This window comes from Sphingomicrobium aquimarinum (genome assembly GCF_039655735.1).
Taxonomy (GTDB): domain Bacteria; phylum Pseudomonadota; class Alphaproteobacteria; order Sphingomonadales; family Sphingomonadaceae; genus Sphingomicrobium; species Sphingomicrobium aquimarinum.
Map to the genome: position 1 here is coordinate 1,109,332 of NZ_JBBYXH010000002.1, position 26,378 is coordinate 1,135,709.

Annotated in this window: 22 protein-coding genes; 11 read left to right on the top strand and 11 right to left on the bottom strand. The window is 65.2% G+C overall.

The annotated features are described in order from the left end of the window. Positions 1–144 precede the first annotated feature (144 nt). Positions 145–585 carry an ExbD/TolR family protein gene (locus WJS89_RS11775; RefSeq protein WP_346341128.1) on the top strand — a complete coding sequence of 147 codons (441 nt, stop codon included), beginning with the start codon at positions 145–147 and terminating at the stop codon, positions 583–585. Between the two features lie 110 nt (positions 586–695). Next, positions 696–2,750: an alpha/beta fold hydrolase gene (locus tag WJS89_RS11780; RefSeq protein ID WP_346341129.1), complete on the top strand. Its 2,055-nt coding sequence runs from the start codon at positions 696–698 to the stop codon at positions 2,748–2,750. 23 nt (positions 2,751–2,773) lie between these two features. Here the strand turns inward: WJS89_RS11780 and WJS89_RS11785 are convergent, their stop codons facing one another. The 3 genes from WJS89_RS11785 to WJS89_RS11795 all read right to left on the bottom strand — a co-directional run bounded on the left by WJS89_RS11785 (position 2,774) and on the right by WJS89_RS11795 (position 6,915). After that, positions 2,774–4,489, bottom strand: coding sequence for a cytochrome c biogenesis protein DipZ (locus WJS89_RS11785; protein ID WP_346341130.1), 1,716 nt, complete (start codon positions 4,487–4,489; stop codon positions 2,774–2,776). Positions 4,490–4,498: 9 nt separating this feature from the next. Next, positions 4,499–4,996 carry a peptide-methionine (R)-S-oxide reductase MsrB gene (msrB, locus tag WJS89_RS11790; RefSeq protein ID WP_346341131.1) on the bottom strand — a complete coding sequence of 166 codons (498 nt, stop codon included), beginning with the start codon at positions 4,994–4,996 and terminating at the stop codon, positions 4,499–4,501. Between the two features lie 155 nt (positions 4,997–5,151). Further along, a complete protein-coding gene (locus WJS89_RS11795; protein ID WP_346341132.1) occupies positions 5,152–6,915 on the bottom strand; it encodes an ABC transporter transmembrane domain-containing protein in 1,764 nt (587 codons plus the stop codon). A gap of 148 nt (positions 6,916–7,063) precedes the next feature. Here WJS89_RS11795 and WJS89_RS11800 point away from each other — a divergent pair, with 148 nt between their 5' ends. Both WJS89_RS11800 and WJS89_RS11805 read left to right on the top strand, forming a co-directional pair. Next, positions 7,064–8,293, top strand: coding sequence for a polyhydroxyalkanoate depolymerase (locus WJS89_RS11800; protein WP_346341216.1), 1,230 nt, complete (start codon positions 7,064–7,066; stop codon positions 8,291–8,293). A 72-nt stretch (positions 8,294–8,365) separates the two neighbouring features. Next, entirely contained in the window at positions 8,366–9,259 is an 894-nt protein-coding gene (locus WJS89_RS11805; RefSeq protein WP_346341133.1) for an energy transducer TonB, read from the top strand. A 25-nt stretch (positions 9,260–9,284) separates the two neighbouring features. Here WJS89_RS11805 and WJS89_RS11810 read toward each other — a convergent pair whose 3' ends face one another. Beyond that, complete coding sequence (locus WJS89_RS11810; RefSeq protein WP_346341134.1) at positions 9,285–9,932, bottom strand: DUF4126 domain-containing protein; 648 nt, start codon at positions 9,930–9,932, stop codon at positions 9,285–9,287. A 53-nt stretch (positions 9,933–9,985) separates the two neighbouring features. On the opposite strand from WJS89_RS11810, the gene WJS89_RS11815 reads away from it, so the two are divergent. Then, positions 9,986–11,251, top strand: a complete 1,266-nt coding sequence (locus WJS89_RS11815) for a metal-dependent hydrolase family protein (RefSeq protein WP_346341135.1) — start codon at positions 9,986–9,988, stop codon at positions 11,249–11,251. Positions 11,252–11,347: 96 nt separating this feature from the next. After that, positions 11,348–11,575 carry a hypothetical protein gene (locus WJS89_RS11820; RefSeq protein ID WP_346341136.1) on the top strand — a complete coding sequence of 76 codons (228 nt, stop codon included), beginning with the start codon at positions 11,348–11,350 and terminating at the stop codon, positions 11,573–11,575. Between the two features lie 168 nt (positions 11,576–11,743). Here WJS89_RS11820 and WJS89_RS11825 read toward each other — a convergent pair whose 3' ends face one another. The 5 genes from WJS89_RS11825 to WJS89_RS11845 form a co-directional block, all read right to left on the bottom strand. Further along, on the bottom strand, positions 11,744–12,922 hold the full coding sequence (locus WJS89_RS11825) for an acetyl-CoA C-acyltransferase (protein ID WP_346341137.1): 1,179 nt from the start codon (positions 12,920–12,922) through the stop codon (positions 11,744–11,746). Between the two features lie 434 nt (positions 12,923–13,356). Next, a complete protein-coding gene (locus tag WJS89_RS11830; RefSeq protein ID WP_346341138.1) occupies positions 13,357–13,812 on the bottom strand; it encodes a MaoC family dehydratase in 456 nt (151 codons plus the stop codon). 69 nt (positions 13,813–13,881) lie between these two features. Then, positions 13,882–14,496, bottom strand: coding sequence for a hypothetical protein (locus WJS89_RS11835; protein ID WP_346341139.1), 615 nt, complete (start codon positions 14,494–14,496; stop codon positions 13,882–13,884). A gap of 2 nt (positions 14,497–14,498) precedes the next feature. Further along, a complete protein-coding gene (locus WJS89_RS11840) occupies positions 14,499–15,695 on the bottom strand; it encodes a mechanosensitive ion channel family protein (RefSeq protein ID WP_346341140.1) in 1,197 nt (398 codons plus the stop codon). Positions 15,696–15,727: 32 nt separating this feature from the next. After that, positions 15,728–16,777 (bottom strand): DNA topoisomerase IB, encoded by a 1,050-nt coding sequence (locus WJS89_RS11845; RefSeq protein WP_346341141.1) that lies wholly within the window; start codon positions 16,775–16,777, stop codon positions 15,728–15,730. 80 nt (positions 16,778–16,857) lie between these two features. Between WJS89_RS11845 and WJS89_RS11850 the strand changes: the two genes are divergently transcribed. Continuing rightward, positions 16,858–17,397 (top strand): type 1 glutamine amidotransferase domain-containing protein, encoded by a 540-nt coding sequence (locus WJS89_RS11850; protein ID WP_346341142.1) that lies wholly within the window; start codon positions 16,858–16,860, stop codon positions 17,395–17,397. A 63-nt stretch (positions 17,398–17,460) separates the two neighbouring features. Here the strand turns inward: WJS89_RS11850 and WJS89_RS11855 are convergent, their stop codons facing one another. After that, positions 17,461–17,796 carry a hypothetical protein gene (locus WJS89_RS11855; protein WP_346341143.1) on the bottom strand — a complete coding sequence of 112 codons (336 nt, stop codon included), beginning with the start codon at positions 17,794–17,796 and terminating at the stop codon, positions 17,461–17,463. Between the two features lie 269 nt (positions 17,797–18,065). Here WJS89_RS11855 and WJS89_RS11860 point away from each other — a divergent pair, with 269 nt between their 5' ends. The 4 genes from WJS89_RS11860 (at position 18,066) to WJS89_RS11875 (ending at position 25,271) form a co-directional block, all read left to right on the top strand. After that, on the top strand, positions 18,066–18,710 hold the full coding sequence (locus WJS89_RS11860; RefSeq protein WP_431994013.1) for a S24 family peptidase: 645 nt from the start codon (positions 18,066–18,068) through the stop codon (positions 18,708–18,710). Positions 18,711–18,767: 57 nt separating this feature from the next. Then, positions 18,768–18,977, top strand: coding sequence for a hypothetical protein (locus tag WJS89_RS11865; protein ID WP_346341144.1), 210 nt, complete (start codon positions 18,768–18,770; stop codon positions 18,975–18,977). 102 nt (positions 18,978–19,079) lie between these two features. After that, entirely contained in the window at positions 19,080–21,086 is a 2,007-nt protein-coding gene (locus tag WJS89_RS11870; protein ID WP_346341145.1) for an autotransporter assembly complex protein TamA, read from the top strand. 3 nt (positions 21,087–21,089) lie between these two features. Beyond that, the gene (locus WJS89_RS11875; protein WP_346341146.1) at positions 21,090–25,271 is read left to right on the top strand and encodes a translocation/assembly module TamB domain-containing protein; all 4,182 of its coding nucleotides are present in this window, start codon (positions 21,090–21,092) and stop codon (positions 25,269–25,271) included. Positions 25,272–25,325: 54 nt separating this feature from the next. Here the strand turns inward: WJS89_RS11875 and WJS89_RS11880 are convergent, their stop codons facing one another. Continuing rightward, positions 25,326–26,282, bottom strand: coding sequence for a hypothetical protein (locus WJS89_RS11880; protein ID WP_346341147.1), 957 nt, complete (start codon positions 26,280–26,282; stop codon positions 25,326–25,328). Positions 26,283–26,378: the final 96 nt, after the last annotated feature.

Genomic DNA, 26,378 nt, shown 5'->3' on the forward strand with positions numbered 1-26,378 from the left:
GAAGGATCGAATGATTTGGGGCGGCCCTTCGGGGTCGCCCTTTTTCGTATCGGGGTTTGGGTCATGCGATCTCGAGGGAAGCTATCGGGTCGGCGATTTGCGTAATGTTATACTATCATCTATGGTCGGCATTCCAGCAGGAGAATGGCGATGACTCAAGGACCGCATTCCAAGACCCACTCCGCCGAAGCCGCCCCGATGAGCGATCTCAACACCACGCCGTTGATCGACGTCATGCTGGTGCTCCTGATCATGTTCATCATCACGATCCCGATCCAGAGCCACGCGGTCAAGATCGACTTGCCGACCGCCGGCGCGCTTCCCGAGACGCTCGACCCGGTGCGCAACAAGATCGTGATCCTCGAAGCGGGGACGATCGTATGGAATGGCGAGCCTGTCTCGTTCGCCGATCTCGAGACCTTGCTCGACCTCACGACCCAGATCGAGGTCGAACCCGAACTGCATCTCCAGCCCGAAGGCGACGCCCCCTATGACGTGGTCGATCACGTCATTGCGGCGACCAAGCGAGCGGGCGTGACGAAGGTAGGGTTCGTCGGCAACGAGGCCTATTCGACCGCCTTCTAGGCGCTGGCCTCGATGCGAGAGCGCGGGCTGGTCTCGACCGAGGCCATGCGCATGGACTTGATCTATGCTACTCTCAAGGAATCGTCGAAGGCGTCTGAGGGGGTGGGGTGATGATGATCCGTTCATTGGCGATGGTGGTGGCCGCCGCCGCATTGTTGGTGCCGGCAAGCGCGCAGGAGCCGGAACGAGAAAATCCGGGCGCGCCGACGACCGCCGCGCCGCAACGTGTCGAGGCGCGCGAATCCATCCATCAAGAATGGCGCGACTTCCAGCCGCGTTTCGCGCCGGGCGCCTGCCCGTTCGAGGGTGACTTCGATCGCGAAATCATCAGCTGCGGGAGTGTGATGGTGCCCGAAGACCGGCGCGACCCGGACAGCAATCTCATCCGTCTCGCCGTGATGCGCATTGCGCCGCTCGCCGACGCGCCCGAGGGCAATGCGATCGTCCGGTTGACGGGCGGGCCGGGGATCGCGGCGCTGGCGGGCGGACGAGCGGAATATTTCTCGGGCAAGCAAGGCGAGACGCTCCGCCGACTTGGCGAAATCGTGTATTTCGACCAACGCGGAACGGGCGTCTCCGAACGCAATTTCTGTCGCGGGATTCCGCAATTCTTCCAGCATGGGGCAATCCCGAGCGCCGAGGGGCATGAGCGGACCGAGGCGATGATGGCCGACTGTCTTGCCGAGGCGCGGCGCGAGGGGATCGCGGTCGAAGCCTACGACAATTGGTCGAACGCCCTCGACGTGCGCGATCTGCGCCGCGCTTTGGGCTACCAACAGTGGAACCTGCTGGGGGTCTCCTATGGCACCCAGCTCGGGCAGGGCGTCATGGCGGTCGATCCCGAAGGCGTCCGCTCGGCGGTGCTCGACAGCGTCGTACCCAATAGCGGAATGCCGAGCATGACGGGGTCGACGGGCGTGAATTTCGAGCAGTCGCTCGAAGCGGTGCAGGCGGCGTGCGCGGCGCAGGACGCCTGCTCGAGAGCCTTTCCCGATCTGGCCGAACGCGTCTATCGGGTTATCGAGAGTTTCGGCGAGCAGCCGCTGGTTATCGGTGGCCTGACGCCCCCCGCCTTTCCGCGAGGGTCGGTCATGCTCGACGACGTGGCGGCGGCGCAGCTGCTCTTCCAGCTGCTCTATTCGCGCGCACTCTACGGAGAACTCCCGATCATCCTGGAAGCGATGGAGACGCGCAACATCGAGGCCCTGCGCATCTATGCCCAGCAAGGCGCGCCGGGCTACGACCGGACCTACGGAAGCGGGATGAACCGCGTCATCCTGTGCTCGGACGGTAAGACGAAAAGCGATGCGGAGAACGCCGTTCTTCACCAGGACGCGCCGCGCAGCGAGCCCTGGTTCGCCGAGGCGGGCGTCATTGGTTGTGGCGGCCAATTGACGCTCGACATCGACCCGACGGCCCGGCCGCTGGTGTCCGACATTCCAACGCTCATCGTGGCGGGCGACGCGGACCCGATCACGCCGTGGCAGGAGAGCCGCTGGCTTGCGGACCGGCTCGAGAAGGCGACCTACGTCGAATTCGCGGGCACGGGCCATGGGGCTCTCTTCTCGAACGGCGCCTGCGGCGATGCGATTCTCGCCGACTTCATCGAGGATCCCGAGCGGGAACTGGATACGGCGTGCGTGGAAGAGATCGACCCGATCGACTTCGCAACCGACTGGCGCTCGACCGATGCGCCCTTTCGCATGGTGAGCGCGGTGCAGGCGGGCCGGTGGCCCTGGGGCCTTGCGCTCGCCCTCGTGGGGGTCGTGGGGGCAGTGTTGTTCTTCCCGGCAGCTGCGCTCGGGCGGCGTGTCGAGGCACGGCGTGGGCGGACGGTAACGGGCGGACTGGCGCGGGCGCGCTGGGCGAGCTGGGGCGGCGCGGCGCTCGGCCTCGCTGCCGCCGCAAGTGCGGGTTGGATCGTGCAAGGCTGGCTCGCCACGCACCCGATGGGGCTGCCGGTCGGTGTTCCGAACAGCGTCGCGGTCGCAGGCCTGCTGGCGCTGGCCGGGGTCGTGCTGGCCGTGTTCGGTGCGCTGTGGGCGTGGCGTGCACGCGACCTGGCCCCGACCGGAACGCTGGTCGCGACGCTGGTCAGTGTCGTGGCAACAGCAGGGCTGTTGGCCGCGATGACCGCGCACGGGCTCGGGCCGATCCTGCTCTAACGCGCCCTTGGAAGGGCGTCAGCCTAGCCGAAGGTGAAGGCGTAGGCAGCGACGTTGGCGCGCTCGAAGGTGATGGTGAAGGTCCGTTCCGCAGCGCCGCCCTGCTGGCGGACGAGCTGGTAGAGGCGCTCGTCGGTGACAGTGCCGCGGCCGCGGGGATCGACATCGACACCGGCGTCTTGCCCCGGCGCGTCGCCGTCGACGGTGATCGTAAAGTCGACGGGCTGGCCGTCGGTCGAGCCGAGGACGAGATTGAGGTCGCGCGCCTTGAACGTGAAGCTGATGGTGCCATCGGCTTCGGTCGCCACCGAGCGTTGATTCTCGATGCGCCAGCGACCGCCGAGGGCCCACTCATTGAGTGCAAGGCTTTCAGGTTGCTCGAAGGTGAAGGGTACGCCCGTGACGAGCCCGCCGGGCGAGGCGAAATTCTCGGTGCGGCGGCTGCCGAGATAGGTCTCGGGACTGGCAACGGCATTGAAGTCGGCCTGCCGCTCGGTGTCGGACAGGTCGGGGCCGGTGGTGCGGGCGCCGAGATCCGCCTTGCCCGCTTCGGCGAGCAGCGTGCGGATGGCGGCTTCGGTCTTTCCATAGCTGCCTTCGCCGAAATGATGGTAGCGGATGCGGCCCTTCGCATCGATCAGGTAGTGGGCGGGCCAGTAGCGGTTCTCGAACGCGCCCCAGATCGACCAGTCGTTGTCGATCGCGACGGGATAGGTGATGCGCGCGTCGTTGACGGCTTTCTCGACGTTGGCGCGCTTGCGCTCGAAGGCGAATTCGGGGGTGTGGACGCCGATCACGACGAAGCCGTCGTCCTCGTAGCGCTCGTACCAGGAGCGGACGTAGGGGACGGCGCGGATGCAGTTGATGCAGCTGTAGGTCCAGAAGTCGACGAGAACGACCTTGCCCTCGAGATCTTCGGCGGTCAGCGGCTCGCTGTTGATCCAGCCGGTGGGGCCGGGAAGGCCGGGGAAGGGGCCTTCGTCGGGCAGCCCGCCCTCGATCTCGGTGGTGAGTTCGGGCGCGTCCATGCCGAGCAGGCGGGCAATGCGGTTCTCGATCTGGAAGGTCTGGCCCGAAGACAGGTTGGCGAGCACACGGGTGTCGAGGCCCAGCGCGATGGCGCCGGTGCCGATCAGGATGAGGATGCCGAGCACCTTCTTGATCTTCTCGCCTGCGCCGAGGCCGCGCTTCATGGCGGCGAAGACCTTGCCGCCCACGAGAAGGGCGAGCGCGAGGCTCGTCGCGGCGCCCAATGCATAGGCGAGCAGGAGGAAAGCGGTCTGGGGGCTGGCACCCGACAGCGCGGCGCCCGAGAGGATGAGGCCGAGGATGGGGCCGGCGCAGGGCGCCCAGAGGAGGCCGGTCGCGACGCCCAATGCGAGGCTCGAGAAGAGCGTGCCACGCCCTTCGTTCTGCTGGCTGAGCTTTTCGCCCAGGCGCACGAGGGGCCGGGTAACGGGGTCGGCGAGGCGGGGAAAAATGAGCATGAGCGCGAACAGGCTCATGAAAGCGAGCGCGACGTAGCGCCCGACGCTGTTGGCGGTACCCGCGGCCTCGCCCGCAAAGGCGGTCAGCGTGGCGACGCCCGCAAAGGTGACGGCCATGCCGACGAGCAACGGAAAACCATTCGACCAGAAGGGCTTGTCGGCGCGCGCGAAGACGAACGGCAGGACCGGCAGGATGCAGGGACTGATGATGGTCAGCACCCCGCCCAGATAGGCGAGCAGAAGGATCAGCATGGCGCAGCCCTAGGCGGGACGGAAGCGCAGCGCGAGGCCGTTGATGCAGTGGCGCTTGCCGGTGGGTGGGGGGCCGTCGTTGAAGATATGGCCGAGGTGGCCGCCACAGCGCGAGCAATGCTCCTCGACGCGGACCATGCCGAGGCTGGTGTCCTTCGCGGTGCCGATCCGGCTCGCCGCGACGGGCTTGGTGAAGGCGGGCCAGCCGGTGCCGCTGTCATATTTGTCGGCGCTAGAGAACAGGGTCTGGTTGCAGCCCGCGCAATGGTAGAGGCCCGCGCGCTTCTCCTTGTTCAGCGGCGAGGAGAAAGCGCGCTCGGTGCCCGCCTTGCGCAGGATGCGGAAGCGATCCGCGCCCAGCTCTTTCTTCCATTGCGCTTCGGACTTCTTCACCGGGAAGCTGTCGCGGTTCACCTTGGTACCGCCCGCGAAGGCGAGGGCGGTGCCGGCGAGGCCGAGAGCGGAAGCGCCGATGATGGCGCGGCGAGTGGCGGGTTTTTCGAACATCTGTTCTCCTTAGACGAGCCAACGTGAGGCTCGGCTGAACGTTTCTCTCATCATTCAAGGGAGATACGGCCAGGATCGCCGTCCGGATGAAAGAAAGCGCGGGCGTTCGGTCACGCCTCCATCTTGCTCGCGATGTGTAGCGTGCCAGTGATGCGCTAGGCGGCGTCGGAGAATTGCAGGCGCGCGAGGCGGCTGTAGAGGCCGGACGTGGCGAGCAGCTCGTCGTGGGTGCCCTGCTCGACGATGCGCCCTTCGTCCATGACGAGGATGCGGCTGGCGGCGCGCACGGTCGCGAGGCGGTGGGCGATGACGATGGTGGTGCGCTGGCCCATGAGCTCGTCGAGCGCGGCCTGGACGCGCGCCTCGCTCTCGGCGTCGAGCGCGCTGGTCGCTTCGTCGAGGAGGAGCAGGGGAGCGTCCTTGCGCAAGAGCGCGCGGGCGATGGCGAGGCGCTGGCGCTGGCCGCCCGACAGGCGCGCACCGCCTTCGCCGAGGAAGGTGTCGAGGCCTTCCGGCAAGGCACGCAGGAAATTGGCGGCATGGGCAGCCTCGGCGGCTTCCCAGATGTCGGCGTCCGGCGCGTCCCAGCGCCCGTAGCGCAGGTTGTCGCGCGCGCTGGTGGCGAAAATCATCACCTCTTGCGGGACCATCGCGATGCGGTGGCGCAGCGCTTCGGGATCGACGGTGGCGATATCGACGCCGTCGAACAGGACGCGGCCCGCGGCGGGATCGTAAAATCGCTGGGCGAGCTGGAAGATGGTCGTCTTGCCAGCGCCCGAGGGGCCGACCAGCGCGACCATTTCGTCGGGTTGGATGTCGATGGTCACGCCGTCGAGGGCGGCGACTTCAGGGCGCGTAGGGTAGCGGAAATCGACATTCTCGAACGTAATGCGTCCGCGCGGCGGTTCGGGCAGGGCGGCGGGCTGCGCGGGCGCGACGATGTCGGGCTCGACGTGCATGAGTTCGTTGAGACGCTGGCTGGCCCCCGCGGCGCGGAGCAGTTCGCCGTAGACTTCGGACAAGGAGCCGAAGGCGCCTGCGAGAAGGCCGCCGTAGAGGACGAAGGCGGTGATGTCGCCGCCGGTCATGCGGCCCGCGCGCACGTCGATCGCGCCCTGCCAGACGACCAAGGTGATCGCGCTGAAGAACAGGCTGATGGCGATGCCGGTGAGGATGGCGCGGAGCAGGATGCGCTTCTTGGCGACGGCGAATACCTGCTCGGTGGCGGTGCCGAAGCGGTCGGTTTCGCGGCGCTGCTGGCCGAAGGCGAGCACGATTTTCATCGCCGAGAACACTTCGGAAGAAACGGTGCCGACGTTGGCGATCCGGTCCTGGCTGGTGGCGGAGACGGCGCGCACCTTGCGACCGAGCCAGATCATCGGGAACAGGATGACGGGGATGACGAGGATCATCAGCCCGGCGAGCTTGGGCGCGATGAACAGGAGAATGGTGGCGCAGGCGACTGCGAGCACGATGTTGCGCAACGCAACCGAGATGGTGGTGCCGACGACCTGCTCGATGATCGAGGTGTCGACGGTGATGCGACTGGTGATCTCGGCGGGGCGGTTTTCCTCGAAGAAGGAAGGGCTGAGGCGCAACAGGTTGCGGTGCACCGCGAGGCGGATGTCGGCGACCACGCGCTCGCCGAGCCAGCTCACGAAATAGAAGCGTAGCGCGGTGGCGATCGCCATGACGACGACGAGGAAGAGCAGATACTGGAACCAGCGCGCGATGTCGCCCTCGCCGCCGAAGCCGCGGTCGACGATGAGTTTGAGCGCATAGGGCACGCCCGCGGTCGCGCCAGCCGCGACGATCAGCGCCAGCGCTGCGGCGGCCATGCGCGAGGGATAGGCAAGCGCCATCCGCGCGACCATCGCGAGGTTGGAAATCGGCTTTTTAGGAGGCGGGTCGGCTTTCATGTCGGATGTGTCGCCTAGCAGCGTGGGGCAGTAACGCCAAGCGGCGGGGCCACAGTTGTTCGCAATTGCACAATCCGGGGTTGCGCGCGGAGCGATGGAGGGCCACGTTCGTTCCCGAACCAAGCACTACAATCGGGAAATTTCGCACATGCTCTATGACGCCTACGAGGTGCAACGCTCGCTGATGGCCGGGGCCAGCAAGATGGCTGGGCTGGGCGCGGGCTGGCTGTCCAACCCTGCCAACATGTGGGGTTATGGCTCGCTGGCGCCGGTAATGGCGGCGGGGCTCGACGTCTTCGCCCATGCGGCCGCGCCGCGCGGCAAGCCCGAGTTCGGCATCACCGAGACCGACGTGAAGGGCACGATGGTTGCGGTCGACGAGGACGTGACGTTGCGCAAGCCCTTCGGCGACCTGCTGCATTTCCGCAAGAAGGGCGTGGAGGGGCAGGAACCGCTCCTGATCGTGGCGCCGATGAGCGGCCATTTCGCAACGCTGCTGCGCGGCACCGTCAAGCGGATGCTGCACGGGCATGACGTCTATATCACCGACTGGAAGGACGCGAAGAACGTGCCGCTCGCCGAGGGGCATTTCGATCTCGACAGCTATGTCGACTATCTGGTCGATTTCTGTGAGGCGATCCTCGAGGAGACGGGCAAGCGACCGCATATGCTGGCGGTGTGCCAGCCCTCGGTGCCGGCCTATGCCGCGACGGCGATCATGAACCGCGACGATCATCCCGCTACGCCGAAGACGCTGACGATGATGGGCGGGCCGATCGACACGCGCGAAAGCCCGGGTGCGGTCAACACGGTCGCGACCCAGCGCCCGCACGCCTGGTTCCAGCAGAATGCCATCGCGACGGTGCCCTACGTGTATCCGGGCGCGGGGCGGAAGGTGTATCCCGGGTTCCTGCAACTCGCCGGCTTCATGACGATGAATTTGGGCGACCACCTCATGAGCCATTGGGAGATGTTCAAGCATCTCGTCGTCGGCGACGAACAGAGCGCGGACAAGACGCGCGAATTCTACGAGGAATATCGCTCGGTCGCGGACATGACGGCGGAATTCTACCTCCAGACGGTCGACGTGGTGTTCCAGCGCCATTTGCTGCCTGAGGGCGAGTATACCCACCATGGCGAGATCGTCGATGCAGGCGATATCGACGAGACGGCGCTGCTCGCGATCGAGGGCGAGCGCGACGATATCTCGGGGCTCGGGCAGACCAAGGCCGCGCTGAGCCTCGCGACCGGCCTACCAGAGAAGAAGAAGAAATATCTGATGGCCGAGGATGTGGGCCATTACGGCATCTTCAACGGCGGCAAGTGGCGTGACCGTATCGCGCCGGTCGTCGAGGAGTTCATCGCCGCGCACGCCTGATCGGATTTTGCCCCACAGACCATCGCCTGTTAGGCTCGCCGCGCTCGGGTTTCGCGTAAGGGGAGATAGGTGATGGCATTTCTGATGGCAGCAGCGGCGCTCGCCGCAGCGGCGCAGGCCGAACCGGCGAGCAAGTGGCAGGTCGATTTCGGCGAGGCGGCGTGCCTCGCGGCGCGCAAATATGCGATCGACGGCGACGATGTGACGATGATCATCAAGCCGGCGGCGCATGGGCTGAGCACCGAATTCATGCTACTGAAGGACGGGCGCTCGCAGCCGGCGCTAGCGGCAACGGCGACGGTCTGGCTCGACGGCGAGAAGATCGAGGCGAAGCGCATCAGCTACAAGAGCGATGAATTGGGACAGGTGGTATCACGCTACACCGTGCCCGTGAATGCCGCCCGACTGGCGAGCGTATCGCGCCTGACCTTCGAGGACGGTCGCGAGCGCACGATGATCGACGTGCCGAGAATGGGCGGCGTGTCGGATGCGCTCGGGAAGTGCGTGTCGCAGCTTCGGGAAACGTACAATGTCGCGGGCGAGGGGCTTTCGGAAGGGCCGCTAGGTGGAGCGGACGGCGCGAAAGGCGACGTTCGCTCGCTCATCACTTCGGACGATTATCCGGCGTCGTCGGTGATGTCGGGAAAAGGCGGGATCGCCCGTGCCTTTCTGCTCGTGAACGCGGAGGGCCGGGTCAAGGATTGCACGCTGGTATCCTATGCGGGCGATCCGCTGGTACTGGCGCAGACCTGCAACATCCTTATCGAGCGGGCGCGGTTCAAACCCGCGACCGACCGCGACTGCGTACCGACACAGGGATCGTTCACCACGCCGATCATCCGCTGGATGGTGCAGGGGAAACGCCGCAGCGCCGAGCGCGCCATGGTAGATGAGTTCGAGGCGATGGATCGCACCTACGACGCCGCGTTTGGAGGTGTTGATCCGGAGGATTACAGAACCCTCTGAGACGACTGTAGCGGTGCCGGCGAAGCTACAGCTTCGCCTGATCCCGATCCGGCGAAAGGCGCGCGAAAGCGCGGGCGATGAGCGCGCGCGCCCGCATGACGAGGTAGAAGGTCAGGCCGACGACGAGGGCGGCGACAACAGCAGCGGCGACGGGATTGAGGATGGCCATCGCGAGCAGGCCGCCGGTGGCGACATCCTCGATGGTGGAAACCACGACGTTGGAAACGGGCTCGGGTGACGCATTGACGACGGTGCGAGCGCTGGACTTGCCTGTATGCGCCATGAAGGCCGCGCCGCCGCCCAATAGGAAGCTCGCGACCTGGAAGGCGGGATCGCCCGCATCGACGATCGCGAGCCCGAGCAATGCACCACCAAGGGGCCGCAGGACCGAGTGGATGCCATCCCAGGCGCTATCGACCCAGGCGACCTTGTCGGCGAAGAATTCTGCGAAGGTGCCGACGCCTGCGATGGCGAGCACCCAATTGTTGGCGAGCACGTCCAGCGCTTGGAGGTTTTCGGGCAGCGGCACCCAACCGAACTTCATCCCCAGTCCGGTGATGAAGGTCACGAGATAGAGCCGCCAGCCCGCGAGCAGGCTTGTGGAAGCGGCGAGCGCGACAAGTTCGACCGGAGTCATGCCGGTGAGAATGCCGGTTACGCGCGCACTTGCCAAGCGCAGAAGGCGCGGCCAGCATCGCGCCCGTGCCGATACGAAGGGGGTTCGCCATGCTCAAGTTTCTCGCCGCTGCCGTTTCTCTGTTCGCGCTTTGCGCGCCTGCCGCCGCGCAGGACACGATCCTCGCGGGCAATCTCATCGCCGACACGCGCGAGGGGGCGAGCGGACCGGCGACGATCATCGTCGATGACGGACGGATCGTTTCGGTGACCGCAGGTCTGGACGCGCCGCGGGTCGGCACCGTCCACGACCTTTCGGGCAAGACGGTGATGGCCGGCCTCATCGACATGCACACGCATCTGACGGGCGATCCCTCCGGCGATTATTGGGAAGCGGCGACGGTGCCGGACGAATGGGGCGTGATCGTCGGCGTAAAGAATGCGGCGAAGACGGTGCGCGCGGGTTTCACCACGGTGCGCGAGGTCGGGAGCCGGGGGCCGCAGGGCAGCTATATGCTGCGGCGCGGGATCGCCGAGGGACTGATCCCGGGACCGCGCATCCTCGCTGCGGGGAGCAGCATCGCGATCGTCGGCGGGCATGGCGACGTCAACGGCTTCCGCCCCGAGATCAATGCCGCGCTCGACACCGGCTTCAACTGCACGGGGCCGGTCGAATGCGCAGAAAAGGTGCGGCTGGCGAGCCAGAACGGCGCTGACCTCATCAAGATCACTGCGACGGGCGGCGTACTCTCGCAGCAGGGCCGCGGGCTGGAAGCCCATTTCAGCGATGCCGAGATGCGCTCGATCGTCGAGACGGCGCACAGCCTGGGGCTGAAGGTGGCGGCACACGCGCACGGCGCACGCGGCATCGAGGCAGCGGCGCGCGCGGGCGTCGACAGTATCGAGCATGGCACCTACGCCGACGAGGCGGCGCTCAGGCAGATGCGCGCGACGGGAACGGTGTTCGTGCCGACCCTGCTGGCGTTCGAAGGCGTGCGCGAGGGCATGGAGCAGGGCATGTACACCCCGGTCGTCGACGCCAAGATCCGCCAGGTGATGGATCAGGTCGGCAAGCCCATTCGCACGGCGATCCGGCTGGGCGTGCCCATCGCGTTCGGGACCGATGCCGGCGTGTTCGCGCATGGGCGCAACGCGGAGGAACTGGCGCTCCTGGTGCGCGCGGGGATGACGCCCGGGCAGGCGCTCGACAGCATCACGGTCGTGGCCGCCGAAGCGCTGGGCATGAGCGGCGAAATCGGGATGGTCGTGGCGGGCAAGAGCGCCGACATCATCGCCTTCGACGGCGATCCTTATACCGACGTGTCGGTGCTTGAAGAGGTCGACTGGGTCATGGCGCGGGGCGCCGTCGTCGACTGAGAGCGGCTGACCGACAAACGGGCGGCTGGCTTCGACGAGCGATCTTGCGCGTGCCGCTCGCATCGACTACAAATGTCATCATCAATCAGGAGAGACATGATGACGACGCGGCTTCCCAAGGCTCTACTGTGTACGACCTTATTGTTCGGCGCGACTGCCGCGCTCATGGAACCCGGCATCGCGCTCGCACAGGATCGGTCGATTTCCGAGACGAAGCACGCCAGTGAACGGCGGATCGAGGGGTTCGGCGATCTGTCCTATTCGGGCGATCCGGTTGTCGATCATCTGGAGCTCTATGGTTCGGTCGAGGTCGGCCTCTTCTGACACCGAACAGCGTCCGGCCTTGCCGTCGCGGGCGGGCCGGCACTGTCGCATGGCGATGCGAGGAAACGGCGCTGGAGGGTGTGACCCGCCGGCGCCGTTTTTCTTTGTTGTTCGTGGTGGCGCGGGCAACCAGTCGCTATCCGACCGGCGCTTCGCGATCCGCGGGCCCTACAGGACTTCGAAAAGACCCGCCGCGCCCATGCCGCCGCCGACGCACATCGTGACGACGACATATTTCGCACCGCGGCGCTTGCCCTCGATAAGTGCGTGGCCAGTCATGCGGGCGCCGCTCATGCCGTAGGGGTGGCCGATCGAGATCGAGCCGCCATCGACGTTGAGGATGTCGTCGGGGATGCCGAGCTGCTGCTGGCTGTAGAGCACCTGCACCGCAAAGGCCTCGTTCAATTCCCACAGGCCGATGTCCTCGACCTTCAGGTCGAAGCGCTTGAGAAGCGCGTTGACCGCGGGGACCGGGCCGATGCCCATTTCATCGGGTTCGGTGCCCATGACCGCCATGCCGACATAGCGGCCCAGCGGCTGCAGCCCGCGGCGCTCGGCTTCCTTCGCTTCCATCAGAATGCAGGCCGACGAACCGTCGGAAAGCTGGCTGGCGTTGCCCGCGGTGATGTGGGTGTCGGGGCCGAGGACGGGGTTGAGGCTTTGCAAGCCCTCGAGCGTGGTCTCGGGACGGTTGCCCTCGTCCTTCTCGATCGTGACCTCCCTCTTGGAAATCTCGCCCGTTTCCTTGTCCTTCACGCCCATCGTGACCGTGACGGGGACGATCTCGTCGTCGAAGCGGCCCGCTTCCTGCGCGGCGGCGGTGCGCTGCTGCGACTTCAGCGCATATTCGTCCTGCGCGGCGCGATCGATGCCGTAGCGCTGGGCGACGGTCTCGGCGGTCTGGAGCATTGGCATGTAGACGTTCTTGTGCATCTCGATCAGCGAGGGATCCATCGCCACGCGCATTTCGGGCGTCTGGACCATCGAGATCGAATCCTGTCCGCCCGCGGCGACCACGTTCATGCGGTCGGTGATGATCTGCTTGGCGGCGGTGGCGATCGCCATCAGGCCCGAGGAGCATTGGCGGTCGATGGTCATGCCCGACACCGTGACGGGCGCGCCGGCCTTCAGCGCGACGAGGCGGCCGATGTTGCCGAACTGCGTGCCCTGCGCCAGCACCGCGCCCCAGCACACGTCGTCGATCTCGCCCGCCTCGATACCCGCACGTTCGATCGCGGGGGCCAGGCTGTAGGCGCCGAGCGTCGGACCATGGGTCATGTTGAAGGCGCCCTTGTAGGCGCGGCCGATGGGGGTACGGGCGGTGGAAACGATGACGGCGTCACGCATGATGAATTCTCTCCTAGATGTCCTACCTAGTAGGCAAATTGCGTCGAAATTGATAGCTAAGCTAATGGACCAGCGAAGCCAACCGAGGTCGTGGCAAAGGAGCTTAAGTCCACTCCTCTGATGAGGAGGCTGCAAAAATCATACATCTCGGTATCCGCAATTTCTACACCTTCTGTCGAACACTATAGAAAAAAAGGAAAAACCGAAAAATATCGCGAATGGCAACGGGAGCATAATAAGGTCAGCGACAGTACTGTCGTCGCTACCATCGATAGCAATGCAATGATTGACGATAGAATTAGGATATAGCCATAGACTTTGCTTTCGTTAAGGTTCAAAAATACTCCAAGTCCACCGATTGGTAGAAAGGAAAATAGTCCTATTAGGAGAAGCTTTCTAACTCTTTCTAGCGCCATACCAGCAATCGGCATTAGCTAGGTGAAAATCAGTCCGAGCCAGTCGGCGACCAGCGCGGGTTTGTCCTCACCGTCGATCTCGACGGTGACGTTGTGGGTCAGAAGTAGCTGGCCTGGGGCTTTTTCGGTCATTGCGGTCAGAACGAACCGGCCGCGCACTTTTTTCCCCGACGCGACAGGTTTGAGGAAACGCACTTTGTCGAGGCCATAGTTGACCGCCATTTTAGTCGTCTCGGGGACGAGCATGACGTCGGCGGCCATACGGCTCAAGAGTGAGAGGCTGAGGAAGCCATGGGCGATGGTGCCGCCGAAGGGTGTCTGCTTCGCAAGCGCCTCGTCGACATGGATGAACTGCCGATCCTCGGTCGCGTCGGCGAAGTCGGTGATACGCTGCTGCGGCACCGCGATCCAGTCGGATACGCCGATCTCGGTGCCGACGGCGGCGCGGATGGTGTCGAGCGAGGCGACGGGCATGGGACGTGCTTACACTTACGTAAGCGGAAAGCGCAAGAGAGAGCGTCAGTTTTGATTGAAACCAGTCGGCTAAAAATCGCCGGGTTTGAATGAGCCATCCTCTTGTCGAAATAAATATGCTTCAGAAGCTTCGTCGTAATGGACCGGTCCGCCGTCCATATCGAGAACGTAGGTCATGAGACTGTTGACGATGGGAGCATAACGCGCGTCCGTGGCAGCAATGCTGTCTACCCCATCGTGCCCGTGAGTTTCGACGCCTAAGAATATGATTGCAAAATCTCCTTCTCCAAGTGCGCCCGCAAATCCATTGCCATCGACCCAGCATTCCGGCCCTAGGTTTGTACGAAGAATAGAGTTCGTAGTGGGCAGATCGCCTTTGAAAACTGTGACGGGCTCAACTTCGGTGGCACGGTAGAATTCTGCTGTTCTCACACTCTCGGAGAACTGAGCTCCAGCCTTCACTACCTTTGCAAGATAAACCGTCTCCGCTTCCTCGAAATTGAGCTTCTCTCGTTCGTAATGCTCGATCTGATAAAGGTCGCTGACAACCTTTTTCTCGCGTGCTGAAAATTCGTCCCAGCTTTCGCCAGGCATTGGCGGCGCGTTCATATAATCGCGGCAAGCGAGCGCTGGATATGCACCAAAAATGGCAAACCCCGCCAAACCCAACACAAGAATACGCATTGCTATCCCTTTGCTTTATCGGCTCCCTTAGCAGATTTCACTTCTGCTTCCTCATCTACGATCTTAAACCCATCCTTGGGGTATGGCATGATCATCTCGCCATCGGGAGCCGCAGTGAAGGTGGTCTGCGTCGGATAGGCGAACTCGATGCCCTGTTCGGCAAACAGGCGCGTGATCTCGATGAGGACGAGGCTCTTGGTGCCGACCAGCTCCTCATAGTCGGTCGTGTAATGATCGTAGATGAAGATGAAATCGATCGAGCTGTCGCCGAAACCCGTGCAGACCGTGCGGACGGGCTCGATAGCATCGTTGTCGCGGATCGTGCTTTCGACGAGCGCCTTCATCTGCGCGAGTTTTTCGGGCGGGGTCTGATAGATGACGCCGAAAGGGATTTCGATGCGGCGGCGCTCGGCCATCGCGATATTCTTCACTTCCTGGCCAAGCAACTGTGTGTTGCCGATGACGATCTGTTCGCCCGTGACGGCGCGCAGGCGGGTCGTCTTCATGCCGATCTTCTCGACCGTACCGAAGGTCGAGCCGTAGCTGATCTGGTCGCCGCGGCGGAACGGTCGGTCGAACACGATCGAGAGGGCGGCGAAGAGATCCTCGAATATGCCCTGCGCGGCGAGGCCGATGGCGATACCGCCAATGCCGAGGCCGGTGATGAGCGGCAGGACGTTGACGCCGAGATTGCCGAGGATGAACAGCCCGGCAAGCGCGAACACCGCGACGTTGATGAACACGCGGATGATGCTGATGGCGTTGCCGAGCGTCGAGTCGGGATCGTCCTCTTCCTGCGCGGCCTTGGACTTGACGACGCCGAGGATCAATTCTCGCACCCAGATCGCGCCCTGCAGCGCGGCGACGATGACCATCAGCGTATCGAAGAAATTGTCGATCCGCTCTGGCACTCGTGTCTGGTTGATGACGATATCGATCGCCAGCACCACCATGAAAATTACCTTGGTCTTGGCAAAGACGCCGGCGATGATGCCTTTCCAGCTGGTGCGATCCTGGGTGCGGCGACGGTAGTTCTTGCCGAGCGTGCGCAGGACGAGGAGCACGGCGATGATGCCAAGCGCGACTGCGCCGCCAATCAGGAGGTCATCCCAGTTGCTCGCGATCCAGTTGACGGTGCCGATCAGCGGCTCCTCTACGGTCTCGGCGGCGTCGGCGATGGTTTCGTTCGTCGTCGTCATGGCTCGCCACTAGGGGAAAGCGGGGTGCCGTTTCAAGCCGGGGCGCGGCCCTTGAGGAAGCGGGCGATCCGCGCGCGCTTGGTGGGTTTGAGGGCGCCGGGCTCCAGAAAGGCGATGAGCCGCGCTTCGCTGCGCTGGAGGCGCTTGCGGCCCCGCGTCGGCAGCTTGGTGCCGGCGAGCGGGTCGAGCGGCTTGTCCTTGACCGCATCGATGATGGCGGGATGGATATAGCTCGAACGGCAGACCGCGGGCGTATTGCCCAGGGCCTTGGCGACGGGATCGACGACCGATTTCAGCGTGATCTTGTCGCCCGCCTTCATCTGTTGCTCGACTTCCTCGAAGGCGAGGCGCGAGGCGCCCCAAGTGCGGAAATGCTTGGCGGTGAATTCCGTGCCGCTGATTTCGCGAAGGTAGGCATTGACGTCGCTGGAGGAGACCGCGCGGGTGTTGCCGCGATCGTCGACATATTGAAACAGCGCCTGCCCGGGCAAATCGTGGCATTCGCGAACAACGCGGTTGAGCGCGGCGTCGGTAACGGTGACATCGCGCTGCACGCCGTGCTTGGCGCGGAAATTGAGCTTGATGCGCGTCTTCAGTTTCTTGACGTGGCGGTGCTGGAGCGTGGTCGCGCCGAAACTCTTGTTCGATTTGGCGTAAGCGGCGTTGCCGATGCGCAGGTGGGCGGTGTCGAGCAGCCGGACGATGGCGGCGAGCACGGGTTCGCGCTGCAGTTTGCGGCGGCGCAGATGGCGCTCGACCTGCTTGCGGATCTTGGGAAGCGACTGGGCGAAGGCGACGATGGAGTCGAACTTGGCGATCTCGGCGAGGTCGCGATAATCGTCGTGATAGCGATATTGCTTACGGCCGCGCTCGTCGATGCCGGTGGCCTGGATATGCCCGCCCGCGTCCTTGCAGAACCAGACTTGCTTGTAGGCGGGAGGGACGGCGAGCGCGTTTAGCCGCTCGATGACGTCGCCATCGTCGAGCTTGTCGCCCTTCTCGTCATGATAACTCCAGCCTCTGCCGCGGCGCACCCGGGTGTAACCGGGTTCCTCGTCACTGGAATGCCGCAAGTCACGCACGGCTCAGCTCCCTTTCGGATAGCTAAGCGCCCCGGTGCGTTGGCGGTTCCGAGCATGGACGAAAGACATAGGAGTGAAACGTGCAGAATCTCGACGGAAAGAAAATCCTCATCATGGCGACCAACGGGTTCGAGGAGCTGGAACTTACCGGACCGCGCGACCGGCTGGGCGAGGCGGGCGCGCAGGTCCATCTTGCCAGCCCCGATCGCAATCCCATCCAGGGCCGGGTCAAGGACGAGCCGACGATCATGGTGACGCCCGACAAGCTCATCACGGAGGCGGACGTCGACGATTATGACGCGCTGGTGCTGCCGGGCGGGGTCATCAACCCCGACAATCTGCGCACCAACGAGGATGCGATCGCGCTGATCAAGGCGTTCGACGAGGCCGAAAAGCCCGTTGCGGCGATCTGCCATGGCCCCTGGCTGCTTGCGGAAGCGGGCGTGGTGAAGGGCAAGACCGTGACAAGTTGGCCCTCGATCCGGACCGATCTGAAAAACGCGGGCGGCGAGGTGGTCGACGAGGAAGCCTGCGTGGACGGTCACCTCATCACCAGCCGCAATCCCGACGATGTGCCCGCGTTCTGCGAGGCGATCGCGAAGGCGGTGTCGGAGGCGTAAGGTCAAGGACGGGTGGGCGCGGCTCCTCCCCAGGGCCACGCCCGCCCGCCGCCTGCTCGGTTGTCAGGCATCTGCGAGTGTCAGGGCCTCGATCTCGATGGCGATCGAGCCGTCTGGCTCGGTCGCGGGTTCGCTCGTAAGGGCGATGTCGGCGACGACGTGCCCCGGAAGGACGAACTCTGCATCTGCCAGACCATGGGTCAGCCTGTTGGCCGCCACTTTGGCGTCGGGCTGCGGGATACGCAGGGAGATTTCATGCCGTTCCCCTTCGTAGGTAAGCGAATGCCAATCGGTAGAACGAAATTCCCTAATCAGCACCTTATCGCGGGGTAGGCCTGCACGCTCGAGCAACTGGCGCAGCAGATGCGTGGCCGCACGGGACAGGGGCGGGCGCATCATTGGCTGTTCTCCAGATAGGAACGCACCCGCTCGACCGTCCGCTGGCGCGGCTCGCGGCCACGGCGAAGGTCGAAGACGAATCGAGGGTCGCCCACGCAGTCACGCCCGAAGCGCGCCGCAGGAACCTGTTTGGTCTTTAGAAATTTTTCAATGTCTCGAAGTAGATACACGGTTATACCCCATTGCTCTCATCTCGACTCGGCACTCATGGGGTTCTTCCAGTCGATTTCCTACTTGTCTAGGAAAATTCCTATATCTATAACGGTGGCATGATGCTCGAACCGCGCGAACGGCTGCAAGAATTGTGCAGGGCCCACCGGGTGGACTTTGCGACCTTGTCGAAACTGGTCGGGAAGAACCCGGCCTATATCCAGCAATATATCCGTCGCGGCACGCCCCGCGAACTGGCCGAGCGCGACCGGCGGCTGATCGCGCATTATTTCAACGTATCCGAGGAGGAGCTGGGCGGGCCGGGTGAGGCAGAGCGTTCGAACGGCCTCGTCACGGTGACGCAGGCGCCTGTCCGGGCGGCGGCGGGGGCGGGAAGCCTCAACGACGAGGTGCGCGGCGGCGCGCGCATGGCCTTCGACCGGCAGTGGCTGCGCGCGATGACAGGCAGCAAGGCAGACCAGCTATCGGTGATCAAGGTCGAGGGGGATTCGATGGCGCCGACGCTCTCGAGCGGTGACGATATCCTCGTCGATCATGATGATCGGGGCGCGCGGCTCCGCGATGGCATCTACGTCTTGCGGATCGACGATGCCCTGATGGTCAAGCGGCTCGCGATCCATCCGATGGGCAAGAGCGTGACGATCCAGTCCGACAACGCCGCCTATCCCGACTGGCCGGGCCTCAGCCTCGGCGACCTCGACGTCGTCGGCCGTGTGCTGTGGGCGGGACGGCGACTGGGCTGACGCGTTAACCCTGTTTGATGGCAGCTTCCTTCATCCTCGCGGGGGTATAGGAAAGGCATGACATCCATCTTTATCGCAGATCGTGCCAGCCTCGAGGCGGCATCGGCGCTCCTTAGCGACCATGGCGCGGCGGCGCCGCTCAAGGCGGCAGCGCGCGCAGAAGCCTCCCGTCGACGCGACAATGTGCGCGAATATGCGCGCTGGCGGCAGATCGAGCGCGTGGTCGAGATGCTGTCGGGGGACGGGGGCGGGGCGACCCGGCACTAGCCGACGTCTGGACAGGATTTCGTGTCGCTGACGAAATAGCTGGCAGGCGGGCATTTCCCTGCCTAGTCTTTGCGCATGTACAGGTCGTTTTGTCGGGGGGGCGTGGCCCTGTTGCTCGCGGGCTCCGCGGCGACGCCTGTCCATGCGCAGGACAGCGGTTCCGTACAGCCTGTCCCGCCCGCCGATGACGCGCCGATCGCGGATCCCGACGAGCCACTCGCCGACTTTCCCGAGCTCGACCTCGCGTGGCCCGAAGTGCGGGGCACCGAGGCCGATCCCGAGTTCGAGGAGTTGGCCGAAGAGGTCTTTGCGCAGGACGAGGAAGAGCTGCCCTCCGAAGAGCTGATCGATGCCGATGTCAGAAGCTACCGCTGGCAGCTGGTGGGCTTGCCGGAAGACGATGCCGAAAGCATCGAGAACGACTTCGATATCCTGTCCAGTCTCGAGACCAACGACGGCGAGGCCGACAATGCCGCGCAGATCGACCGGCGGGCGCAGACTGACCTGCTGCTCCTCGACACGATCCTGGAATCGCGTGGCTATTATGCGGCCCGGATCGACCTTTCCTACGTGCCGCAGGGCGAGAGCCTGCTGGTGCGCTTTACCGTCGATCCCGGCAGGCAGTTCATCTTCACCGATGTCGCGCTACCCGGCATCGAGGGGGCGGGAGAGAATTCCGACGACCTGCGCGCGGCGTTCGGCGTGCAGCCGGGCGACCCGGTCATCGCCGCCGAGGTCATCGAGGGGACGGCCGAATTGACCGAGCAGTTGGGGCTGCGCGGCTATGCGAGCGCCGAGGTGGGCGAACGGCAGGTGATCGTCGACTACAATACGTCGACCGCGACGCTGGTGCAGCCGGTGACCCCGGGGCCGATCGCGCGCTACGGCTCCCTGACCGTCGAGGGCGATCCGCCGTTTCCGCCCCGCCACGTCCAGCGGATCGCGCGGTTCGAGCCGGGCGAGATCTACGACCAGTCCGAAATCGTCGACCTGCGCCGCGCGCTGATCGAGACGGGGCTGGTGTCGAGCGTGGTGATCGAAACCGAGCCGCGTGCGGGCGGCGAAGTGGTCGATGTCGCGGTACGGCTGGAGCCGGGCAAGATGCGGACGATCGCTGCCGAAGTGGGCTTCGGCACGGGCGAGGGCTTTCGCGTGGAGGGCGAATGGCAGCATCGCAATTTCTGGAATCCCGAAGGTGCGCTGACGCTGCAAGGGGTGCTGGGCACGCAGGAGCAACTGGCGGCGGTCTCGATGGTCCGCTCCAATTGGCTCCGTCGCGACCAGCGGCTCAGCATGCAGGCGCTGGCCTCGACCATCGACCGGCCTGCATACGAGGCGGAAACCGCGTTGATTTCGGGACGCGTCGAACGCCTCAGCGACTTCCTGTGGCAGAAGGAATGGACGTGGAGCGTGGGCGCCGAGATCATCGCGACGCGCGAGGTCGACAGCCGTCCCAAGCTGGAAGACGAGAATGGCGATCCCATCCCGCTTCCCGAGCCCGAACGGCTGACCTATTTCATCGGCGCCCTACCGCTGACGGGCGAATGGGACCGGTCGAACGATCTGCTCGATCCGACCGAAGGCTTCACGGTGTCCGCCTTCGTGAGCCCCGAGGTGAGCTTCGAGGGCGAGGCCGACAGCTACCTGCGCTCGTGGCTCCAGGGGACCTACTACCGACCCTTCGGCGACAAGGTCGTGGCGGCGGGGCGCGTGCGGATCGGAACGATCGGCGGGACCGACGTACTCCAGATCGCGCCATCGCGTCGGTTCTACGCGGGTGGCGGCGGGTCGGTGCGTGGCTACGGCTACCAGGCGCTCGGGCCGCGCGATGAATATAATATCCCGACGGGCGGACGGAGCCTCTCGGAAGTGCAACTCGAGGCGCGGGTGCGTCTGTTCGGTCCGTTCGGCGTGGTGCCCTTCATCGATGCCGGACGCGTGAGCCGCGAAGCGTGGCCGGGAACCAGCGACTGGCAGGTCGGCGTGGGCGTGGGGGCGCGCTACTACAGCCAGTTCGGCCCCATCCGCATCGATGTCGGCACCCCGCTCAATCCGCGAGAAGGCGACAGCCGCATCGCGGTCGTCGTCGGTTTCGGGCAGGCGTTCTAGACGATGGCGCGAGGCGACGGGGACAAGCCGAAGAAGGGCTCGCTCGGGAGACGGGCGGGCAAGCGGCTCGGCAAGGAACTGCTGGCGCTGCTCGTCATCCTCCTTGGGCTTCTGGCGGTGGGTCTCCTGCTGCTCGACAGCCAGACGGGACACCGCTTCATCGCCGACCGGATCGCGGCGCTCGACAATGCGGACTGTTCGGAAATCCGCATCGGGCGGATCGAAGGTTCGGTCTACAATCAGATGGTGCTGCGCAATGTCGAAGTGCGCGATCCCGATGGCGCCTTCCTCACCATCGACCGAGCGGAAGTCGATTGGTCGCCGCTGGCATGGCTCTACAATTCGCTGCACATCGACGATTTGAAGATCGATACGGCGACGCTCCAGCGCCTTCCCGAACTGTGTCCGGTCGCGCGCGATCCCGACGATCCCATCCTGCCCGGTTTCGACATTCACGTGGGCGACCTGCGCGTCGACCGGTTGGTGGTCGAGGAGGCGGTGTCGGGCGAACGGCGCGAAGGCGTGGTGGAAGGTGCGGTGACGATCCGTTCGGGACGCGCCCTCGTCGACCTGCAGGCCGCAATCGCGGACGGCGATCGCGTGGCGCTGCGGCTCGACGCCGAACCCGATGCCGACAGGTTCGACCTCGCGCTGGCGCTCGAATCGCCCGCCGACGGTGTGGCCACGCAGCTTCTCGGGCTGGATGAGGCGATCACCCTGCGGGTCAACGGCGATGGCGACTGGACGGCGTGGGCGGGCCGCGCGGAAGGGACGATCGGGGATACACAGGCCGTCGACCTTGCGATCCGGCTGGACGACGGGGTCTACAATCTCGACGGGCGTGTCGATCCTTCGCCGCTGTTGACAGGAACACTTGCGGGGCTGACCGCCGGCGGGGTCGCCGTCGAGGCGGCGGTGACCTTCGAGGACCAGGTCATCGCCGGCGAGGCGATGCTGACGAGCGATGCCGCACGCATCATCGCCGACGGCGGCGTGGATCTCGGCGCCAACCGTTTCGTCGATCTCGACCTCGGGATCGATGCGCGCCGCCCGGAGGCGCTGCTCGACGGGCTCGGCGGCGAACGACTGCGGTTGGTCGGCACGCTCGACGGCGCCTTCGCGACGTTCGATTACACTTATCGCCTGTCCAGTCCGCAGCTGAGCATCGACACGCTGACCCTCTACGACCTCGAGGCCGACGGGGCGGGGCGCTGGTCGCGTTCGCCGCGCCGCGTGCCGCTGACCGCCAGCGCGAGCCGTGTCGTCGGCCTCGGCATCCAGTTCGAGGAAATCCTGCGCAACCTGCGACTGGAATCGATCCTCCGCGTCACCGACCGCGGACTCGAGAGCGAACGTCTGCGGTTCCGCTCGGACAAGACAGACGGGACGGGCGTCCTTCAGATCGACTTTGCGAGCGGTGAGATCGATTTCGCGCTCAGCGCCAATCTCAACCAGTATCTCATTCCGGGGCTCGGCATCGTCGACGTGACGACCGATCTCGACCTGCGTCCCGGCGCAGGCGGGGTGCGGCTCGAGGGCAGTGCGACCGCGAGAGTACGACGCCTCGACAACAGCTTCTTCGCCAGCCTGCTTGGCGGCCTGCCGACGGTGCGGACCGATCTTTCGCGTGGCCCGGATGGGATCATCCGTTTTACGAACTTGCGGCTGGACAGTCCGCTGCTCGACCTCACGGGATCGGGCATCCGGCGCCGCGACGGGACCTTCAGGTTCGAGGCGCGGGGCGTGCACGAGCGCTATGGACCGGTGCGCGCGATCATCGACGGCAATATCTCGCGGCCGAAAGTGAACCTTCTGCTGGCGCGTCCCAACGAGGCGCTCGGCCTGTCGGACGTGACGCTACGGCTCGATCCCAACCGGACGGGGTTCGCCTATACCGCTGAAGGCGGGAGCCGCTTCGGGCCGTTCACCTCCAACGGCAACATTCTCATTCCGCCGGGCGGGCAGGCGGCGATCGATATCGCCGACCTGACGGTCGCGGGGTCGAGCGGTTCGGGTCGTCTCGCGATCGTGCCCGGCGGCTTCGATGGACGGTTGCGGCTGGCGGGCGGCGAGATCGGCGGGACGATCGATTTCTCGGTGCCGCGCGGATTGCCCCCGGGCCAAGCGGGACAGCGCGTGGGGCTCGATCTCACGTTCGACAATGCCGCCTTCCCGGGGCCGCCCGCGATCGCGGCACGCTCGGGAACGCTCGACGGCGTGCTACTGCTGCGCGAGGCCGGCTTGAGCGCGGACTTCGAGTTCGCCTTGCAGCGCGCGACGATCGCGGGACTCTCGTTCGACAGCGTGACCGGTCGTGGACGGCTGGAGAATCTCGTCGGCACGATCACCGCTTCGCTGGACGGCGGACGGCGCAGCGAATTCGATTTCGATCTCAAGGCCGACTTCACCCCCGACAGCATCACGATCGGTGGATCGGGCGTCTTGCAGGGCAGGCGCCTCGCGTTCGTCCAGCCTGCGGTCTTCCGCCAGACCGCTGACGGATGGCTCTTGTCGGATGTCGACCTTCGCTACGGACGCGGGCGGGCGCGGGTGTCGGGCCTTGGGCGCGGCGGCCCCGTCGACATCGCCCTGTCGGGGATGCCGCTGCGGCTCGCCGATCTCGTGGTGCCGGATCTCGGGCTGACGGGGACGGTGAGCGGAACCGCCTCCTACGATCCGGTGCGGCGCGACGGCGATGCGAGCTTCCAGGTGCGCGGTCTCAGCCGCGCGGGCCTGCTCCTGGCCTCGCGCCCGATCGACATGGCGGTAAACGCCAAGTTGCAGGGCAACCAGGCGGGCGCCCGTGTCGTGGTCGAGAGCGAGGGCAACCGGCTCGGCCGCGGGCAGATCCGCTTCTCGCCGCTTCCGGCAGGCAATATCGGCAGCGCGCTCCTGTCGGCGCCGATCTTCGCCCAGTTCCGCTACGATGGGCCCGCAGGAACGCTGTGGAGACTGTCCAACGTCGAATTGTTCGACCTGACAGGGCCGCTCAAGGTCGCGCTCGATGCACGCGGGTCGATCCTGCGTCCGCGAATCTCGGGAGCGCTGCAACTCGACGGCGCGAAGCTCGAAAGCCCGGTCACGGGGACGGTCGTCAACAATCTCAATGCGCGCGGCACATTCCGCGGCTCGCGGCTCATCGTGACGTCGATGAGCGGGACCACGCCCGGCGACGGGCGGCTCTCCGGGAGCGGCGATTTCACCTTCCTTCCGGGCGGGATCGGGATCGATCTCGGCATTCGTGCCCGCAACGCACGGCTGCTCGCGCGCGATGATATCGCGGCGACGGTGACGGGACCGCTCACGATCACCTCGCGTGGCAACGGGGGAACGATCTCGGGCGACCTCACGCTCGACGAGGGGCGCTATGCGCTCGGGCAGGCCGGGCGCGTTGCCGAAGTGGCCTCGATCGAGGTGATCGAGCGCAACCTCGATCCCGACCTCGTCATCGAGCGCGAACGCATCTCGCCGTGGATGCTCGACGTCGATGTCGCGGGCGGGCCGTTGATCGTCAAAGGGCTCGGGCTGGACTCACGTTGGACGACGGACGTGCATCTGGCGGGCAGCGTGCTCGAACCGCGCATCACCGGGTCGGCGGACCTTCAGCGCGGCGAGTATAGCTTCGCCGGTCGGCGCTTCCGCGTCGCGCGGGGCGATATCGACTTCAACGGCAACTCGCCGCCCAACCCCACCATCGACGTGCTGGCGGTCGCCGACGGGGTCGGGATCGATGCCGAGGTGCGGGTGACGGGCAATGCGTTGAGCCCGCAGATCAGCTTCACCAGTCCCGGGGTGTCCGACCAGGACGAAATCCTGTCGCGGCTGTTGTTCGGGACGTCGGTCGCCAATCTGTCGGCGGCGGAAGTCGTCCAGCTGGGCGCGGCGGTCGCGAGCCTACAGGGTGGCGCAGGTGGCGGCGGGCTCGATCCCATCAACGCGGTGCGCACCGCCATCGGGCTCGACCGGCTGCGCATCCTTCCCGCGGACATCACGACAGGGCAGGGGACCGCGATCGGTGCCGGCAAATATATCACGCGCCGGCTCTACGTGGAGGTGATCACCGACGGCCAGGGCTATACCGCAACGCAGGCAGAGTTCCAGGTGACCAACTGGCTGGCGATCCTCGCGACGATCAGTTCGATCGGGCGCGCGGGCATCAACGCGCGTTATCAAAAGGATTATTAGCGGACGCGATCGGGCGGCGGGCGAGGGGCGCTCGTCACCGGTTCGACGGTGGCCTCAATATTTCATGTAGCCTTCGAGGTCTTCGCGCAGCGCCTCGATGCTGGGAGCTTGCCAGTGCCGTGACCAGGGAGAGGCTTCGGGCCCATTCTCGCGCGCCTGCAGGTTATGCGCGGCAAGATAGTCCGGCTGCTGCCAACCGCTTTTCACCTGCGGTTTCGCTTCGGCAAGTTTGGACACGTCGAACGCCTGCTCGAAACGCAGCCCCGCCTGACCGCCGCGCGACCAGCTGACCGTCGCGAAAATCGTGCCGGCACCGCCGAGATCGAGGAGCAGTGAAGCTTCGGTCGGAAGCCGCATCTTGCAGTCCACAAGCGCGCCCGTCTCCGAGATGTTGCGAAGCCGGACGGGGTGGGTGTCGTGATCGTAATGGACCTCACCGCACCAGATCAACGGGTGACGTCGCGCGTTCCGAGGTTGGCGCGGGGTCTCCTCGCCGTCCTCTTTTGCGGTGAAGGCCGAGGGTGCGTGCGCCATGCCGTCGAGGTTGGCCGAGGGGAAGCTCTTGCGGATGGTATCGAGAAGGAGCGCGTCCCGGGTCGCAGCATCGCAGCCGATCTGCGTCTCCGAGGCAAATTCCAGTCCGATGCGACCGTCCTTCACCCAGCGCACGGCAGCCTCGATCTCGCCGCCATCGCCGAGGTCGACGAGAATGGGTTCCAGATAGGCCGGAACGTAGTCCGACGCGACCATCGCGCCGCCGCCCGACAGGTTGACGAGTTGGACGATCCGCCGCTCCTCGTCGATCGTGGTGATGACGCAATCCTCGGACTTGAGCCGATGGCGCTCGTCGTCACGCATGTTCTTCCAGCGGGTCTCGTGACGGGGAATGGAGACCGACGTGAGGTCATCCTCGCGCGCGGCGAGCCGCTTGGCATCCTTGGGACGAAGCAGCGGGTCCGCAACGCGGTCCGCTTCGGACGTCAGCCGCAGCCGATCTCGAAAATCCTTCATCGACACCTATCCCTCTTGCTCGCAGACTAAGGCGATAGTGGCGATTAAACGCGAATGGTTGAGAAGCGGTGCCGGAAGGCAGTTAATGGATCACAA

Coding starts and splice junctions, on each gene's coding strand:
- WJS89_RS11840 (WP_346341140.1), bottom strand. CDS start 15,695: ATGACGACGACGAACGAAACCATCGCCGACGCCGCCGAGACCGTAGAG.
- WJS89_RS11800 (WP_346341216.1), top strand. CDS start 7,064: ATGCTCTATGACGCCTACGAGGTGCAACGCTCGCTGATGGCCGGGGCC.
- WJS89_RS11880 (WP_346341147.1), bottom strand. CDS start 26,282: ATGAAGGATTTTCGAGATCGGCTGCGGCTGACGTCCGAAGCGGACCGC.
- WJS89_RS11785 (WP_346341130.1), bottom strand. CDS start 4,489: ATGCTGATCCTTCTGCTCGCCTATCTGGGCGGGGTGCTGACCATCATC.
- WJS89_RS11835 (WP_346341139.1), bottom strand. CDS start 14,496: ATGCGTATTCTTGTGTTGGGTTTGGCGGGGTTTGCCATTTTTGGTGCA.
- WJS89_RS11860 (WP_431994013.1), top strand. CDS start 18,066: ATGATGCTCGAACCGCGCGAACGGCTGCAAGAATTGTGCAGGGCCCAC.
- WJS89_RS11775 (WP_346341128.1), top strand. CDS start 145: ATGGCGATGACTCAAGGACCGCATTCCAAGACCCACTCCGCCGAAGCC.
- WJS89_RS11805 (WP_346341133.1), top strand. CDS start 8,366: ATGGCATTTCTGATGGCAGCAGCGGCGCTCGCCGCAGCGGCGCAGGCC.
- WJS89_RS11855 (WP_346341143.1), bottom strand. CDS start 17,796: ATGATGCGCCCGCCCCTGTCCCGTGCGGCCACGCATCTGCTGCGCCAG.
- WJS89_RS11815 (WP_346341135.1), top strand. CDS start 9,986: ATGCTCAAGTTTCTCGCCGCTGCCGTTTCTCTGTTCGCGCTTTGCGCG.
- WJS89_RS11780 (WP_346341129.1), top strand. CDS start 696: ATGATGATCCGTTCATTGGCGATGGTGGTGGCCGCCGCCGCATTGTTG.
- WJS89_RS11820 (WP_346341136.1), top strand. CDS start 11,348: ATGATGACGACGCGGCTTCCCAAGGCTCTACTGTGTACGACCTTATTG.
- WJS89_RS11830 (WP_346341138.1), bottom strand. CDS start 13,812: ATGCCCGTCGCCTCGCTCGACACCATCCGCGCCGCCGTCGGCACCGAG.
- msrB (WP_346341131.1), bottom strand. CDS start 4,996: ATGTTCGAAAAACCCGCCACTCGCCGCGCCATCATCGGCGCTTCCGCT.
- WJS89_RS11825 (WP_346341137.1), bottom strand. CDS start 12,922: ATGCGTGACGCCGTCATCGTTTCCACCGCCCGTACCCCCATCGGCCGC.
- WJS89_RS11865 (WP_346341144.1), top strand. CDS start 18,768: ATGACATCCATCTTTATCGCAGATCGTGCCAGCCTCGAGGCGGCATCG.
- WJS89_RS11875 (WP_346341146.1), top strand. CDS start 21,090: ATGGCGCGAGGCGACGGGGACAAGCCGAAGAAGGGCTCGCTCGGGAGA.
- WJS89_RS11795 (WP_346341132.1), bottom strand. CDS start 6,915: ATGAAAGCCGACCCGCCTCCTAAAAAGCCGATTTCCAACCTCGCGATG.